Annotated in this window: 11 protein-coding genes; 8 read left to right on the top strand and 3 right to left on the bottom strand. The window is 68.0% G+C overall.

The window, feature by feature from the left end; all coding sequences use genetic code 11:
• Positions 1-5 precede the first annotated feature (5 nt).
• The 3 genes from lspA to HNR28_RS01655 are packed head-to-tail and all read right to left on the bottom strand — an operon-like array spanning position 6 to position 4,339.
• Positions 6-566 carry a signal peptidase II gene (gene lspA, locus HNR28_RS01665; RefSeq protein WP_052356080.1) on the bottom strand — a complete coding sequence of 187 codons (561 nt, stop codon included), beginning with the start codon at positions 564-566 and terminating at the stop codon, positions 6-8.
• The gene (gene ileS, locus HNR28_RS01660) at positions 559-3,417 is read right to left on the bottom strand and encodes an isoleucine--tRNA ligase (RefSeq protein WP_043682975.1); all 2,859 of its coding nucleotides are present in this window, start codon (positions 3,415-3,417) and stop codon (positions 559-561) included. The genes lspA and ileS overlap by 8 nt, the downstream gene beginning before the upstream one ends.
• On the bottom strand, positions 3,374-4,339 hold the full coding sequence (locus HNR28_RS01655) for a bifunctional riboflavin kinase/FAD synthetase (protein ID WP_043682973.1): 966 nt from the start codon (positions 4,337-4,339) through the stop codon (positions 3,374-3,376). The genes ileS and HNR28_RS01655 overlap by 44 nt, the downstream gene beginning before the upstream one ends.
• A gap of 94 nt (positions 4,340-4,433) precedes the next feature.
• Between HNR28_RS01655 and purN the strand changes: the two genes are divergently transcribed.
• The 8 genes from purN to HNR28_RS01615 all read left to right on the top strand — a co-directional run bounded on the left by purN (position 4,434) and on the right by HNR28_RS01615 (position 15,248).
• The gene (gene purN, locus HNR28_RS01650; RefSeq protein WP_043682970.1) at positions 4,434-5,123 is read left to right on the top strand and encodes a phosphoribosylglycinamide formyltransferase; all 690 of its coding nucleotides are present in this window, start codon (positions 4,434-4,436) and stop codon (positions 5,121-5,123) included.
• 166 nt (positions 5,124-5,289) lie between these two features.
• Positions 5,290-6,525, top strand: coding sequence for an RsmB/NOP family class I SAM-dependent RNA methyltransferase (locus tag HNR28_RS01645; protein WP_322789581.1), 1,236 nt, complete (start codon positions 5,290-5,292; stop codon positions 6,523-6,525).
• 96 nt (positions 6,526-6,621) lie between these two features.
• A complete protein-coding gene (locus HNR28_RS01640) occupies positions 6,622-7,824 on the top strand; it encodes a DesA family fatty acid desaturase (RefSeq protein ID WP_151025403.1) in 1,203 nt (400 codons plus the stop codon).
• A 213-nt stretch (positions 7,825-8,037) separates the two neighbouring features.
• Positions 8,038-8,244 carry a hypothetical protein gene (locus HNR28_RS01635; protein WP_043682962.1) on the top strand — a complete coding sequence of 69 codons (207 nt, stop codon included), beginning with the start codon at positions 8,038-8,040 and terminating at the stop codon, positions 8,242-8,244.
• Positions 8,229-10,469 carry a hypothetical protein gene (locus HNR28_RS01630; protein ID WP_184142468.1) on the top strand — a complete coding sequence of 747 codons (2,241 nt, stop codon included), beginning with the start codon at positions 8,229-8,231 and terminating at the stop codon, positions 10,467-10,469. Before HNR28_RS01635 ends, HNR28_RS01630 begins: the two co-directional genes overlap by 16 nt.
• 276 nt (positions 10,470-10,745) lie before the next feature.
• Positions 10,746-12,239 carry a hypothetical protein gene (locus tag HNR28_RS01625; RefSeq protein ID WP_151024759.1) on the top strand — a complete coding sequence of 498 codons (1,494 nt, stop codon included), beginning with the start codon at positions 10,746-10,748 and terminating at the stop codon, positions 12,237-12,239.
• A complete protein-coding gene (locus HNR28_RS18775; protein ID WP_052355797.1) occupies positions 12,236-13,948 on the top strand; it encodes a bluetail domain-containing putative surface protein in 1,713 nt (570 codons plus the stop codon). Before HNR28_RS01625 ends, HNR28_RS18775 begins: the two co-directional genes overlap by 4 nt.
• A gap of 13 nt (positions 13,949-13,961) precedes the next feature.
• Positions 13,962-15,248: a class I SAM-dependent methyltransferase gene (locus tag HNR28_RS01615; protein ID WP_084330647.1), complete on the top strand. Its 1,287-nt coding sequence runs from the start codon at positions 13,962-13,964 to the stop codon at positions 15,246-15,248.
• Positions 15,249-15,309: the final 61 nt, after the last annotated feature.

The raw sequence follows: 15,309 nt of genomic DNA, 5'->3' as shown, positions 1-15,309 counted from the left end.
CTCCTTCAGGATGGGCGCGCGCGGCGGGCGCGCAGGATTTCGTCCAGGATCAGCAGCACGGCCCCGCAGGTGATGGCCACGTCGGCCAGGTTGAAGGCCGGGAAGTACCAGTCGCGCCAGTGGAACAGCAGGAAATCGACGACGTGGCCGTGCTGCAGGCGGTCGATGGCGTTGCCCACGGCGCCGCCCAGGATGCTCGCCAGGGCCGCGCACAGCAGGCGCTCGGTCGCGTGGGTGTAGAGCCAGCGCAGGATCAGGACGGCGGCGGCCGCGGCGATGCCGGTGAACAGCCAGCGCTGGGCGCCGCCGCCGCCGGCGAGGAAGCTGAAGGCCGCGCCGGTGTTGTGCAGCAGGGTCAGGTCGAAGACGGGCGGCAGCACGGCGATGCGCTGCCCGTAGCCCAGCGCGCCCGAGATCCAGGCCTTGGTCGCCTGGTCCAGCAGCACCAGGACCAGCGCCCAGGCCAGCCAGCCGGCGAGCGGCCGCAGGCGCGCCGCGCGCGGCGCGGCCGCCGGGGCGTCCGGTCCGCCCGGCGGGGCGTGCGGGCCGGCGCCCGGATCAGGCATGGGCGCGGGCTTCGCCATCGCCGTACAGATTGTCCACGCAGCGGCCGCACAGTTCCGGGTGCGCCGGGTCCCGGCCGACGTCGGCGCGGTGGTGCCAGCAGCGGCCGCACTTCTCGTGCGTCGTGGCCCGCACATCGATCCGCAGGTCGCCGTCGCCCGCCACGGCCCGGGCCGCGGAGGTGATGAAGACGAACTTCAGGTCGTCCCCCAGCGATTGCAGCAGGGCCAGGTCCTCGGCCTGGGCCGCGACGGTCACCTCGGCCTGCAGCGAGGCGCCGACCTTGCCTTCGGCGCGCACGGCCTCGATGTCCTTGTTGACCTGGTCGCGGATTTCGCGGATGCGCGTCCATTTGGCCCGCAGCGCCTCGTCGCCCTCGGGCAGGGTGGTGAACGTTTCCAGGAAGATGCTGTCGCCGCTGCCGAAGATCTTCCAGGCTTCCTCGGCCGTGAACGACAGGAACGGGGCCATCCAGCGCAGCAGCGCGTGGGTGATCCGGTGCAGCGCGGTCTGGGCGCTGCGGCGCGCCAGGCTCTTGGGCGCCGTGGTGTAGAGGCGGTCCTTCAGCACGTCGAGGTAGAAGCCGCCCAGGTCCTCGGAGCAGAACAGCTGCAGCTTGGCGACCACGGGGTGGAATTCATAGACCTGGTAGTGGCCGAGGATCTCTTTTTGCAGCTGGGCCGCGCGCGCCAGGGCGTAGCGGTCGATCTCCAGCAGATCCTCGTAGGCCACGGCGTCCGTCGCCGCGTCGAAATCGCTGGTGTTGGCCAGCAGGAAGCGCAGCGTGTTGCGGATGCGGCGATAGCTGTCCACCACGCGCGCCAGGATCTTGTCGTCGATGCCCAGGTCGCCCGAGTAGTCGGTGGACGCCACCCACAGGCGGATGATCTCGGCGCCCATCTTGCCGCTCACGTCCTGCGGCGCCACGGTGTTGCCCAGCGACTTGCTCATTTTCTTGCCCTGGCCGTCCACGGTGAAGCCGTGGGTGAGCAGCCCGCGATAGGGCGCGCGGCCGAAGATGGCCGAAGCCAGCAGCAGCGAGCTGTGGAACCAGCCGCGGTGCTGGTCGTGGCCTTCGAGGTACAGGTCGGCCTCGGGGCCGCTGTCGTGGTGCATGGCCGGATGCGAGCCGCGCATCACGTGCCAGAAGGTGGAGCCCGAGTCGAACCAGACTTCCAGGATGTCGGTGCTCTTGGTGTAGTGCCTGGCGTCCTCGGCGCCCAGGATGTCCTCGGCCGTCACGCGGCTCCAGGCCTCCACGCCGCCCTGTTCGATCAGGTCGGCCGCCTGGTCGATGATCTCCATCGTGCGCGGGTGCAGCTCGCCCGTGTCCACGTGCAGGAAGAACGGGATGGGCACGCCCCAGCTGCGCTGGCGCGAGATGCACCAGTCGGGCCGTCCCGCGATCATGTCGCGCAGGCGGATCCGGCCGTTCTCGGGGTAGAAGCGGGTCTGGTCGATGGCTTCGAGCGCGATCTGGCGCAGCGTCTTCGCGGGCTTCTGGGCCGGGTCGGTGAACACGCCCTCGCCCTCGTCCATGCGGATGAACCACTGCGCGGCGGCGCGGTAGATCACCGGCGTCTTGTGGCGCCAGCAGTGCGGGTAGCTGTGGGTGATGGTGGTGGTGTCCACCAGGCGGTCCGCGGCCTTCAAGGCGTCGAGGATCGCGGGCACGGCCTTCCAGATGTGCTGGCCGCCGAACAGCGGCAGGTCGTCCGCGTACACGCCGTGGCCCTGCACGGGGTTGAGGATGTCCTCGTAGGCCAGGCCGTTGGCCGTGCAGGAGTTGAAGTCGTCCAGGCCGTAGGCGGGCGACGAGTGCACGATACCGGTGCCGTCCTCGGCCGTGGCGTAGTCGGCCAGGTACACGGGCGAGAGGCGGTCGTAGCCCTTGTCCACGTGCGCCAGCGGGTGCCTGAAGGGCATGTGTTCGAGCTTTTCGCCCTTGGCCGTGGCGATGACCCGGCCGTGCAGCTTCCAGCGTTCGAGGCACTTTTCGACCAGCGCCGAGGCGACGATGAGCAGGCCGCGTTCGGTGTCGACCAGGCTGTATTCGAGTTCCGGGTTGACGTTGAGCGCCTGGTTGGCGGGGATGGTCCAGGCCGTGGTCGTCCAGATGACGATGAAGGCTTCCTTGTCGAGCCTGTCCAGGCCGAAGGCGGCGGCCAGCCTGCCGGGGTCGGCGGCCGGGAACATCACGTCCAGCGTCTGGCTTTTCTTGTCGGCGTATTCGATCTCGAACTCGGCCAGCGACGAGGCGCAGTCGAAGCACCAGTACACCGGCTTGAGGCCGCGATAGACGAAGCCGCGTTCCATGACCTTCTTCAAGGCGCGCAGTTCCAGCGCCTCGTTGGCGTGGTTCATGGTCTTGTAGGGGTGGTCCCAGTCGCCCAGCACGCCCAGGCGCTTGAAGTCCGTCATCTGCTGCGCGATCTGCTCGGTGGCGAAGGCGCGGCTCCTGGCCTGCATCTCGTCGCGCGGCAGGTTGCGGCCGTGCAGCTTTTCGATGGCGTTCTCGATCGGCAGGCCGTGACAGTCCCAGCCCGGCACGTACACCGCGTCGAACCCTTCGAGCTGACGGCTCTTGACGATCATGTCCTTGAGGATCTTGTTGACCGCGTGACCGATGTGGATCTTGCCGTTGGCGTAGGGCGGGCCATCGTGCAGGATGAACAGGGGCGCGCCCTGGCGGGCATCGCGCAGCCGCTTGTACAGGCCTTTTTCCTCCCATTCCTTGATCCAGCCCGGCTCGCGCTTGGGCAGGTCGCCGCGCATGGGAAAGGGGGATTCGGGCAGGTTCAGGGTGTCTCTATAGTCCATGGGAGGCGAAATAGTCGCGAGCGCCTTGCGCATCCTGGCGGATGGCGGCGGTCAGGGTGGTCAGGTCGGGAAAGGATTCCTCGTCGCGCAGGAATTCGAGGAATTCGACGCGCACCAGTTTACCGTAGGCGTCCACCCGCCGATCCAGGATGTGCGTCTCCAGCAACAGCGTGCCGTCGCGGGTGACCGTGGGGCGCACGCCCAGGCTGGCCACGCCCGGCAGGGGGTGTTCGTCCAGCCCGTGCACGCGCACGACGTAGATGCCGGAGCGCGCCGCACAGGGCTCGGGCACGCGCAGGTTCAGCGTGGGAAAGCCCAGGTCGCGGCCCAGCTTGCGGCCATGGATGACGTGCCCGCTGATGCGGTAGGGCGCGCCCAGCAGCTCGCAGCTGCGTTCCAGGTTGCCCACCGCCAGCGCGGTGCGCAGCGCGGAGCTGGAAATGCGCTGGCCCTGGCTGTCGGCCACGTCGGCGAGGGTGCGCACCTCGAAGCCGTGCTCGCGCCCCATGCGGCGCAGCAGGTCGATGTCGCCGCTGCGCTTGTGGCCGTAGCGGAAGTCCTCGCCGACCAGCAGCCAGCGGGTGTTCAGGCCCTGCACCAGCAGGCGGCGGATGAAGTCCTCGGCGCCCATGTCGGCCAGGTGCTGGTCGAAGCGCTGGATCACGATCTGCCGCATGCCGTGTTCGCCCAGCAGGCCGGCCTTGTCGCGCAGGCTGCTGATCTGCGTGGGGATCAGTTCCGGCCGCTGGCCGCGGTGGGCGAAGAAGGCGCGCGGGTGCGGCGCGAAGGTCATGACGGTGGGCACGAGCCCGAGCGCGCCGGCCCGTTCGCGGACCTGGGCGAGGATGGCCTGGTGGCCCCGGTGCACGCCATCGAAATTGCCGATGGTGACGGCGCTGGGGGCCGTCGAATCGTGCCGGGGCAGGTGGCGGTAGAGTCGGATGTCGGTATTCACAGGCGAGAGTTTACAATTTTATGTTTGCGCCCAGCGTCGCCGCCGGGCCGCACGCCTTCTTTTTCCGCCTTTCTTCCTGCTGGAGACCTCGCGCATGCCGCATTCCCCCGACCGGCCGATCCGGGTGGCCATCCTGATTTCGGGCCGGGGCTCGAACATGCAGGCGCTGGCCGAGGCCGTCGCCTCCGAAGACCTGCCCGTCGACATCTGCACCGTGCTGTCCAACCGCGCCGACGCGGCGGGGCTGGACTGGGCGCGCGCGCGCGGCCTGCCCGCCGACGTCCTGGCCCACCGCGACTTCGCCAGCCGCGCGGCCTTCGACGCCGCCCTGCGGGCGCGGCTGGACGCCCTGGCGCCCGACTACATCCTGCTGGCCGGCTTCATGCGGGTGCTGGGCGCCGATTTCGTGCGCCATTTCGAGGGCCGCATCATCAACATCCATCCCTCGCTGCTGCCGGCCTTTCCCGGCCTGCACACCCACGAGCAGGCGCTCGCCCAGGGCGTGCAATGGCACGGCTGCAGCGTGCACTTCGTCACCGCGGTGCTGGACCATGGGCCGATCATCGCCCAGGGCGCCATTCCGGTGCTGGCCGGCGATACGCCCGACAGCCTGGCGGCCCGGCTGCTGCCGGTCGAGCACCGGATCTACGTCCAGACGCTGCGCTGGCTGGCGCAGGGCCGCGTGCGGCTGCTGGGGGACGGCCGCGTCGCGGTCGCGGACGCCCCGCACCGCGCCTGGGCCGGCGCCGTACTCTTTCAGGAGGCTCCTCATGAGCAGGAATGACACGCGGGACGCATCCCGTTCCCGGCCGCGCGGCCGCCCCGCCGCCGCCGGCGGCGGGCGCGACGCCCAGGCACCCCGGGGCAAGGACGCCGGCCGCGGCCAGACGGCGGGCCAGCCCGCGCGGCCCTACGTCATGGCGGCGGCGCGCATCGAGCAGGTGCGCCAGGTGCTGGGCGAAGTCCTGCAATGGAAATATCCGGCCGACGCCGTGCTGTCGCACTGGTTCCGCGCCCACTCCAATGCCGGGCTGCGCGACCGGGGCGAGATCGCCGAAGCGGTGTTCGACGTGCTGCGCCACCTGCGGCGCTACCGCCAGTTCGCCGAGATCGGCGCGGGTTCGGGCACGCGGCGCCTGGCGGTGCTGGGCCTGGCCTCCGTCTGGCCGCGCGAAACGCTGGACACCGGCCTGGACGAGCACGAGCGCGCCTGGCTGGACCACGTGCTGTCGCTGTCCGCCGCCGGCCTGCCCCGGGCGGTGCGCCACAGCGTGCCCGACTGGCTCGACGAGCGCCTGGCGGCCCTGCCGGACGCCGAGTCCCTGCTGCAGGCGCTGAACGTGCCCGCGCCCCTGGACCTGCGGATCAATCCGCTGAAGATCGAGCGCGAGGCCCTGCTGGCCGCCTGGGCCGCGGGTCCCGAGGCCCGCTGGGCGGCGCGGCCGACGCCGTATTCCCCCTGGGGCATCCGCATCCAGGGGCGCCCGCCCGTCAACCGCTGGGGCGCCTTCGAGCGCGGCGAGATCGAGGTGCAGGACGAGGGCAGCCAGCTGCTGGCGGCGCTGGTGGCGCCCCGGCGCGGCGAGATGGTCATCGACTACTGCGCCGGCGCGGGAGGCAAGACGCTGCTGCTGGGCGCGCTGATGCGCTCCACCGGCCGGCTGTACGCCTTCGACGTGTCGGCCGCCCGCCTGGCCCGGGCCAAGCCGCGCTTCGCGCGCAGCGGCCTGTCCAACATCGTGCCGGTGGCCATCGCGGAGCGCAACGACCAGCGCGTCAAGCGGCTGCGGGGCAAGGCCCACCGCGTGCTGGTGGACGCGCCGTGCAGCGGCCTGGGCACGCTGCGCCGCAATCCCGACCTGAAATGGCGCCAGCATCCCGAATCGCTGGCCCAGCTGCGCGAAACCCAGGCGGCGATCCTGCGCGACGCCGCCGCCTGCGTGATGCCGGGCGGGCGGCTGGTGTACGCCAGCTGCAGCATCCTGCCGGAGGAAAACGAGCAGCAGGTCGAGGCCTTCCTGGCCGCGCACCCGGAATTCTCCCTGCTGGACGCCGGCGCCATCCTGGCCGACCGGGGCATCGAGGTGGCGCTGGACGGCCCCTTCCTGCGGCTGCGCCCCGACGTCCACGGCACCGACGGCTTCTTCGCCGCGGTGATGCAGCGCGCCAAGGGAACCCCTGAATAAGACTCGATCAGAGGTTCCCGGGGGCTGACGCGGGAAAACCGCGTGGGCTAAACTGAAAGCGTCCTTTCGGCACCACGCGGGCCCGGCCCGAACGCAATGAACACCTGGCTTTCCTTCCTCCACGGCGGCATGCTGGATCTCGGCCCCTGGGCCCTGGTCGGCGTGACGCTGGCGCTCACCCACGTCACCATCGCGGCGGTGACTCTGTACCTGCACCGCAGCCAGGCGCACCGGGGGCTGGACCTGCATCCCGCCGTGGCGCATTTCTTCCGTTTCTGGCTGTGGCTGACCACCGGCATGGTGACGCGCGAATGGGTCGCCATCCACCGCAAGCACCACGCCAGGTGCGAGCGCGAGGGCGACCCGCATTCGCCCGCCGTGTTCGGCCTGGCGCAGGTCTTCTTCCGCGGGGCGGAGCTCTACCGCGACGAGGTGAAGAACGCCGAGACCCTGGCGCGCTACGGCCACGGCACGCCCGACGACTGGATCGAGCGCCATCTGTACAGCCGCCACAACCTGCTGGGCGTGAGCCTGATGCTGATCCTGGATCTGGCGCTGTTCGGCGTCGTGGGCCTGACGATCTGGGCGGTGCAGATGGCCTGGATCCCCTTCTGGGCGGCGGGCGTGGTCAACGGCCTGGGCCATGCCTGGGGCTACCGCAATTTCGCCTGCCCGGACGACAGCACCAACGTCGTGCCCTGGGGCCTGCTCATCGGCGGCGAGGAACTGCACAACAACCATCACGCCTACGGGACGTCGGCCAAGTTTTCCTCGCGCTGGTACGAGTTCGACCTGGGCTGGGCCTACATCCGCATCCTGCAGGCGCTGGGCCTGGCCCAGGTGCGCCGGGTCGCGCCCCGGCTGCGGCTGCGCGCGCCGGACGCCGCCGATACGCTCGGGCAGGACCAGCTCCAGGGCATCATCGTCCACCGCTACGAAGTCCTGGCGCGCTATTCCGGGGTGGTCAAGGCCGCCTTGGCGCACGAGCTCGAAGCCCTGAAACAGCGTCATCGGCGCGGCGAGTGGCAATTGCTGCGGCGCTGCCGCAAATGGCTGGTGCGCGACGCCGCCGCGCTGGCGCCCCGCGAGCAGGCCCAGGTGGAACGCGCCCTCTCGCTCGCGCCCGCGCTCTCCACCGTGGTGCAGATGCGCCGCGAACTGACGGCCCTGTGGGAATCCTCCAGCGCCAGCAGCGAGCAGCTGCTGGCCGACCTGCGCGCCTGGTGCCTGCGCGCCCGGGCGAGCGGCATCGACGCCCTGGAGCAGTTCGCCCTCCAGCTCGGACGCTACGCGGCCTGAGCGTATCCGGGCATGGACCGGATGTTGCAAAAGCGCATACGCATTGAATATTGATTCAATCCTGAAGCGCTTGCGGGCAATAATCGATAAAATCAGCGGACATAACAACAATCCGCAATACCCACGATGATTCAAACGGCGAGCAGGCTGCCTGGATGGCCGCCGATCGCCTGGTTTGTCCGCTGTGGGACTGCCCGACCCGGAGACTCAACCATGCCGTATGACCTGTTCAACGAGGCTTACTATCTGGCTTACAACCCGGATGTCGCCGCCGCCGTCGCGCAGGGCGGCCTGACCGCCGAACAGCATTTCAATCTGTACGGCAAGGCCGAAGGCCGGGCACCCCCGGCCCTCTGTTCGACCCGCAACACTATCTGGCGGCCAACCCGGATGTCGCCGCCGCCGTGCAGGCCGGCCTGACGACCGCCTACGACCATTTCCTGCTGTACGGCATCCAGGAAGACCGTTCGCCGCTGATCGTCTTCGACCCGGAATATTATCTGGCGCTCAATCCCGACGTGGCCGCCGCGGTGGGCGACGGCATGAATGCGGTGCAGCATTTCCTGCAGTACGGCAGCGGGGAAGTGCGCGCCTTGTCCCCCTTTATCGACCTGGCCGCCTACCTGGGCGCCAATCCCGACGTGGCCGCCGCGGTGGACGCCGGGCAGACCACCGCGCTGCAGCATCTGATGAGCTACGGCGTGCTGGAAGGCCGCGACCTGGGCAATGGCATCGTCCTCAGCATTTTCCAGAGCGACGCCCAGTTCGTTGATGCGTTGACGGTGGGCAATTACGACCTGGCGCTGGCGCGCGTGTACGCGATCGCTCCCTTTCTGCCGAGCTTTCAGCCGCCCGAGGGCTGGGTTCCCGCGGCCGATACGCCCATCCCCGTCGATTTCGTACCGCCCGAAGGCATCAAGCTGGTCGTGCCTCCCGGCGTGCATGTGCCGCCCGCGCTGCTGCCGCTGCCGGATACGTTTGAACAGGACCGTCCCGATGACGATCCGGGCGGCGGTGGCGGCGGCCCCGCCTTTACCGTGTCGGACGACGGCCACGGCCACTACACCCTGGGTTCCCTCCATGGCGATGTCACCGTCACCCTGGAACATGGCGCCTATGTCTTCACGCCCGCCCGAGGCGTGGCGGTCAGCGTGCCGCAGGCCGACGTGGCCAGCCTGATCGTGAATGACATCACCCTGTCCGGCCTGGGGCCGGTGATCAGCGGGATGCAGATTGCCGGCACCGGCGGTGTCGTGGTCCAGCAGTTGCAGGATCAGAAGAGCGGCAGCAGCATGAACGCGGACCTGAGCGGCCTCACCACCGTCCGGGTCGATGCGTATTACGACGTGGCCGACGGTTCGACCATCAGCCCGGATGCCAAGCTGGGGACGGCTTCAGTCTGGATTGAGAGCTCGAAGGGGGATGGCAGCCTCTCGGCTGGAAGACCAAACACGGAGATCGATTTGGGGACGGCCACGCTGAATCTTGCTGACGGTGTCACATTGACCGCGACGATGGCCCAGTTGGGCAACGCTCATGTCCAGGGGTTGGGAAAGGTCAATGTAAACCGCTTTTTGGCCGATTCCGATCTGTCCCGTCTGGCTGATTCCCTGACGGTCACGGTGATTGTCAGTTCGGGCATGCAGGATGCGACCGATAATCCGACGCTGGCCGTGGTCGACCTGTTTACTGTCAATTCGGCAATGGCCTTGACCTTGACCGCCGACCAGGCGGACGGCAGGCCCATCGAAGGTAAAGGCGTTGTTACCATCCTGGGGTCCGAGGGCGATCAAGTCTTGACTGTTTCCACAACCGGCATTGGAGCACCACCGGGCACCAACTTCAACTTCATTGCCGGCGGTCTCGGGGCCGATCGGATCACCCTGGGAGAGGGCGAAGACGTGTTGATTGTCGACGGGCCCAAGCCGGCGGCCGCTCAGGAAACCACTTTGACCTTCAGCACCCTGAGCAGCGACTATGGGGCGGGCGCTCAATTGAGCGTCACCATCGATGGCGTAGTCATCACAGCCGGTGTCGTGGCGAGTGACGTGGCGGGCAGCCTGGGGGCGCTGGCCAGTGCGATCAATGCATCCCTGGGCGATTCCGGCGGGCTGAATGGCGTGCTGCAGACGCTGGATGCCGGGTCGGTCGACGCTGGCAAAGGCGAGGTCACGCTGGTCGCCTCGACGCCCGGATGGGCAGGGGCTTTTACCGTGGATGCGGGGGCGGCCGGCGTGGCCACCCGATGCCCCGAAGACGCTCAGCCTGTTTCGGATTCGCCGGCCATTGATGCGGGCTGGGATGTGGTGACCGGATTTACGGCAGGTCAGGATCATATTCTGCTGAGTGAAGATTCCGTGGTCCAGGAGGATGGCTCCATCAGCATTGACAGCCAGGTATACACGATCAGCAATGGCAGGGTTCTGAGCGTGGGCACCGTGTCCCTGGATGCGATTCTTCAGGCCCTGGGTGCGCAAATGACCGTCGCCCGCGCCGCCGTGGCGTTCGAGCATGGCGGCCATACCTACGTGTTTCAAAGCGATGGCGCCGCTGGCCTGGCCATGTCCGATACCCTGATCCAGCTGTCCGGCGTGACCGGCCTGAGCAATCTGTGCGACATCTTGGTGTCTCTGGGCGTCCCCTGAGCGGCCCGGGACGCGGTCGCAGCCCGGGCTGCAACGGCGGCGGCTGCTGCTGCGGGCGCCGGTAGCCGCCGGCACGAGCGGACTGGATGTTGCAAAAGCGCATCCGCACCGAATATTGATTCAGTTCTGAAGCGCTTGAAGGCGATAACCGGATAAAATCTGCGGGCATAACAACAATCAGTAACGTCCGCGATGATCCAAGCGGCAAGCAGGCCCCCCTGCGGCCTGCTTGCCTGGTTTGTGCACTGTCGGAACACTCAACCCGGAGACTCATCCATGCCGTATGACCTGTTCAACGAGGCTTACTATCTGGCTTACAACCCGGATGTCGCCGCCGCCGTTGCGCAGGGCGGCCTGACCGCCGAACAGCATTTCAATCTGTACGGCAAGGCCGAAGGCCGGGCACCCGGCCCTCTGTTCGACCCGCAACACTATCTGGCGGCCAACCCGGATGTCGACGCCGCCGTGCAGGCCGGCCTGACGACCGCCTACGACCATTTCCTGCTGTACGGCATCCAGGAAGACCGTTCGCCGCTGATCGTCTTCGACCCGGAATATTATCTGGCGGCCAATCCCGACGTGGCCGCCGCGGTGGGCGACGGCATGAATGCGGTGCTGCATTTCCTGCAGTACGGCAGCGGCGAAGTGCGCGCTTTTTCTCCCTTTGTCGATCTGGCCGCCTACCTGGGCGCCAATCCCGACGTGGCCGCCGCGGTGGACGCCGGGCAGACCACCGCGCTGCAGCACCTGATGAGCTACGGCGTGCTGGAAGGCCGCGACCTGGGCAATGGCATCGTCCTCAGCATTTTCCAGAGCGACGCCCAGTTCGTTGATGCGTTGACGGTGGGCAATTACGACCTGGCGCTGGCGCGCGTGTACGCGATCGCCCCCTTTCTGCCGAGCTTTCAGCCGCCCGAGGGCTGGGTTCCCGCGGCCGATACGCCCATCCCCGTCGATTTCGTACCGCCCGAAGGCATCAAGCTGGTCGTGCCTCCCGGCGTGCATGTGCCGCCCGCGCTGCTGCCGCTGCCGGATACGTTTGAACAGGACCATTCCGGCGGCGGCACCCCTCCCGACCCCTATGCCCTGACGACCGCCATCGACGACTTCAACGTGGCCAATCATCATGCCACCGATGGGGACGATGTGTTCACGGGCGACAACCGGAGCAAGACGACCGTCACCCCGACCGACAAGATCGACGGCGGGGGCGGTACCGACACCTTCAATTTTTATGGCGAGTCGGCCGTGCTGCCCCAGTTGACCCGCGTCGAAATCATCAATCTGCATGGCACGACGGGCGGGGCCGTGAATACCAGCGGCCTGGAGGACGTGACGCAGCTCAATTATGTGGATGTCAGTCTTTCCGCCCCCCTGGGGGCGGCCGGCAGCGAGATTGTCCTGAGGGATAACCAGATCCTGGGGTTGAATCACGTCACCGGCACGCAGGCGCTGACCGCCGATTTCGGGGCTTCTCCCTTGGCGAGGCTGGCCGTCTCCAACGGCACCGAAATGGGGGATGTCCACTTGGCTGTCGATGGTCCGTACATTCTGACGATCGATTCCAGCGGGTCCGGCCCCAATACCCTGGGAGCCCTGGACTTCGAGGGGCCGGTCCTGCGCCTGACGGGCGGTCAATCGTTGACGATGACGGGTGTCCTGGCTGCTTCCATCGACAACATCGATGCCGTACGCATGACGGGCGACCTCAGCCTGAAGGTCGGCAATGGCGATATCCATTTTCACGGGGGGCGGGCAATGACACCGTGACCTTTGCGGCGGGCGAATTCAATGGCGACGGTATGGTGAATGGCGGGGTCGGCACCAATACCCTGGTGCTGGCCGACACCGTCATCGACGGCACTCTGGCGACCGCCATCGGAGGGCCCAGTGTCATTAGTTTCCAGAATCTGCAGCTGCACGCCACCCAGGCGTTCACCCTGGATTTGACCCTTTCCGGGTTTACGACGCTGGATTTGGCGGGGCGGGTTCAATCGGCCGGCGCGGCGGGCAGCGCGGGCACGCCATCGGCGGATGGCGCCACTGGCGTGACCCCGGGTGGGGCAGGCGGGGATGGCGCAGCGGGCGAGGATGGGGATGATGGCGCAGCGGGCACTGGGTTGGTATTCACGGGTGTCCATCACGACATCAGCCTGGTCATCCACCAGGACATCACTGTCCTGGGCGGTGCCGGGGGCGCTGGCGCAAACGGCGGCAATGGCGGGTTTGGAGGGAATGGCGCCGTGGGTAGTATTCTCCATTTCGATGGTGGTAATGGGGGTCATGGGGGCAGCGGCAGTCACGGCGGGGCCGGCGGCAATGGCGGCAACGCCGGTTCGGCGTTGTCGGTGTCGCAGAGCGGCGGGCACGAGATCTCTCTTGTCCTGGCCGGGGTCACCTTGCAGTCCATAGGCGGGGCCGGGGGCTCGGGCGGTAAGGGAGGCAATGGCGGGGCCGGGGGTAACGGGGGCAATGGCTGGGCCGGGGGCAATGGCGGCAATGGGGGCAATGGCGGTCACGGGGGCGACGGCGGCCATGGCGGCAATGGCGGTGCCGGGGGCGTCGTGGTGGATCTGCACGATTTCAACGCCGTCAACATCGTCTCCAATACCAATGCCGATGGCAGCGTGGCCGACAATCTTCTTGTTTCCCAAGGAGGGGATGGCGGCGTGGGCGGCTCCCTCGGCATCGGCGGTGCGGCCGGCCTTCGCGGCCTGTCCGATGGTGGAACTGGGGGCACTGACGGCACTGGCGGCTCCCCTGGCAGCGTCGGCAACACGGGGTTGGCGGGCGTGGCCGGCGCGGGCCTGTCGGTGGCCGCCGGAGCCGTGGTCAATATTTCCGGGGCGGCCAACCTGAGTCTGGGTCTGGTTCAGGGCACCGACATCACCCTGGATGCGACGGCTTTGAGCGGGAACCTCACCGCCGCCACCGACAGCGGCGCCGATACGATCAGGGGCGGCAGCGGCCAGAACCAGATCACTCTGAATGGCGGGGCGGATAGCGTCGATCTGGCGCGGTCGCTGGCCCGGTCGGATGTCCTCGTCATCCAGAGCGCAACCGACCTGGATGCACGGAACGGCAAGTTCATCGAGATTGCCGGGTTTGACACGATGGCGGCCCATGGCGATGTCCTGAAGATCGCGGGCTATACCGGCATCGTGGAGAATCGCGATACCATCGTTGGTGGTGGCGTTACCGTCCACGCATCCCAGGGGATCGCCACCTTTTCCGGCATAGTAGATGAGACAGATCTGGCGGGGCGGATCACTGCCGCCTTCCAGGTGCTGGGCAGCAGCAGTAGCGGGAATGCCCTGGCCTTTGTATTTGAAGGCGATACCTACCTGGCGGTCGAGCGGGGAGGCGATTCGAGCTATCAGGCCGGCACCGATCTGGTCATCCAGCTGACCGGGGTGACCGACCTGGCGGCTCTGGGAAGCGCCGCCGCCGACCATACCCTGGTGCTGCAGGCGGCATAGCCTGGTATCCGGGATGACTGCGGCTTCGGCCTCCTCGGTGCCCGGCCCGGTTGCCCCAGGCGCTGCGCCGGCCCCCGACAAGGTCACGGACATCGTGGCCCGGCAGTACAGCGCCTGGGTGTATCCCCAGCCCGTCCAGGACATGCAGGCGGCCATCGCCGACGGCTATTTTGAATTTGCCGCACCGCATTTGTTCGGCCCCCTGCTGTGGCCCGAGGGCCGCAGCCTGGCGGGCCTGCGCGTGCTGATCGCCGGCTGCGGCAGCAACCAGGCGGCGTACAACGCCTTGTCGATGCCCGAGGCGCAGGTGACGGCCATCGACATTTCCATGAACAGCCTGCAGCACAGCCAGTTCCTGAAAGAGAAGCATGGGCTGCACAACCTGACCCTGCGGCACATGGGCCTGCTGCAAGTTCCCCGGCTGGGCCAGCAGCTCGACTACATCGTGTGTACCGGGGTGCTGCATCACCTGCCCAGCCCGGACGCGGGCCTGCAGGCGTTACGTGCGGTGCTGGCCCCCGACGGCATGATGAACCTGATGCTGTATGGCCAGAGCCTGCGCCTGGGTGTGTACCTGATGCAGGAGGTCTTCCGCCGCCTGGGCTGCGGGCAAACCCCGGAAGATGTCGCCCTGGTGCGGGCCACGCTGGCGTGCCTGCCGGACGATCATGTGCTGCGCCGCTATCTGGCCGTGGCGGACGATCTGCGCTATGACGCGGGCATCGTGGATACGTTTTTGCATCCCCAGGACCGCGCCTATACCGTGCCCCAGGTCCTGGCGTTCGCCCGCGAAAACGGGCTGGGCTTCTGGGGCTGGACGGACGCCAAGGATTACGATGCCCGGGCGGTCCTGGGCCTGCAGCACCCGGCCCTGGCCCGTATCCAGGCCTTGCCGCCCGAAGAGCGGTGGGCCACGCTGGAACTCCTGGCCCAGACGCGGGGCACGCACCGGTTTTTGCTGTGCCACCCCCGGCGCCTGGCGCTGCGTCCGCGCTTCGACACCCCCGGCTGGTTGGCGTATGTCCCGGTGCGGCACCCTTTTTTGAAAATCCTGCAACCCGGCAGCATCCAGCAGGATCGGCCTGCGCAGCTCAAGCGCGATTGGCACGAGTTCTCCCTGAACCGCAATGGGACCGCCTTGCTGGACGCCGTCGACGGCCGGCGCAGTGTCCGGCACGTGCTGCGCCAGGCGCAAAAAGCACTGCCCGACCTCGGTCTGGAGCACGCCCGCGTGTTTTTCCAGTTGATGCACGACTGGGGACATGTCCTGTACGAAACGCCGGGGAAAACGCCGGGGTGATCCCGGCCCGGGGCCAGCGGCCGGCCGGGCGCAAGGGCTACACTAGGGGTTCTTTCGCAGT

The organism is Castellaniella defragrans, assembly GCF_014203015.1.
GTDB classification, from domain to species: Bacteria; Pseudomonadota; Gammaproteobacteria; order Burkholderiales; family Burkholderiaceae_B; genus Castellaniella; species Castellaniella defragrans.
This window is presented reverse-complemented; position numbering and strand designations above follow the sequence as displayed.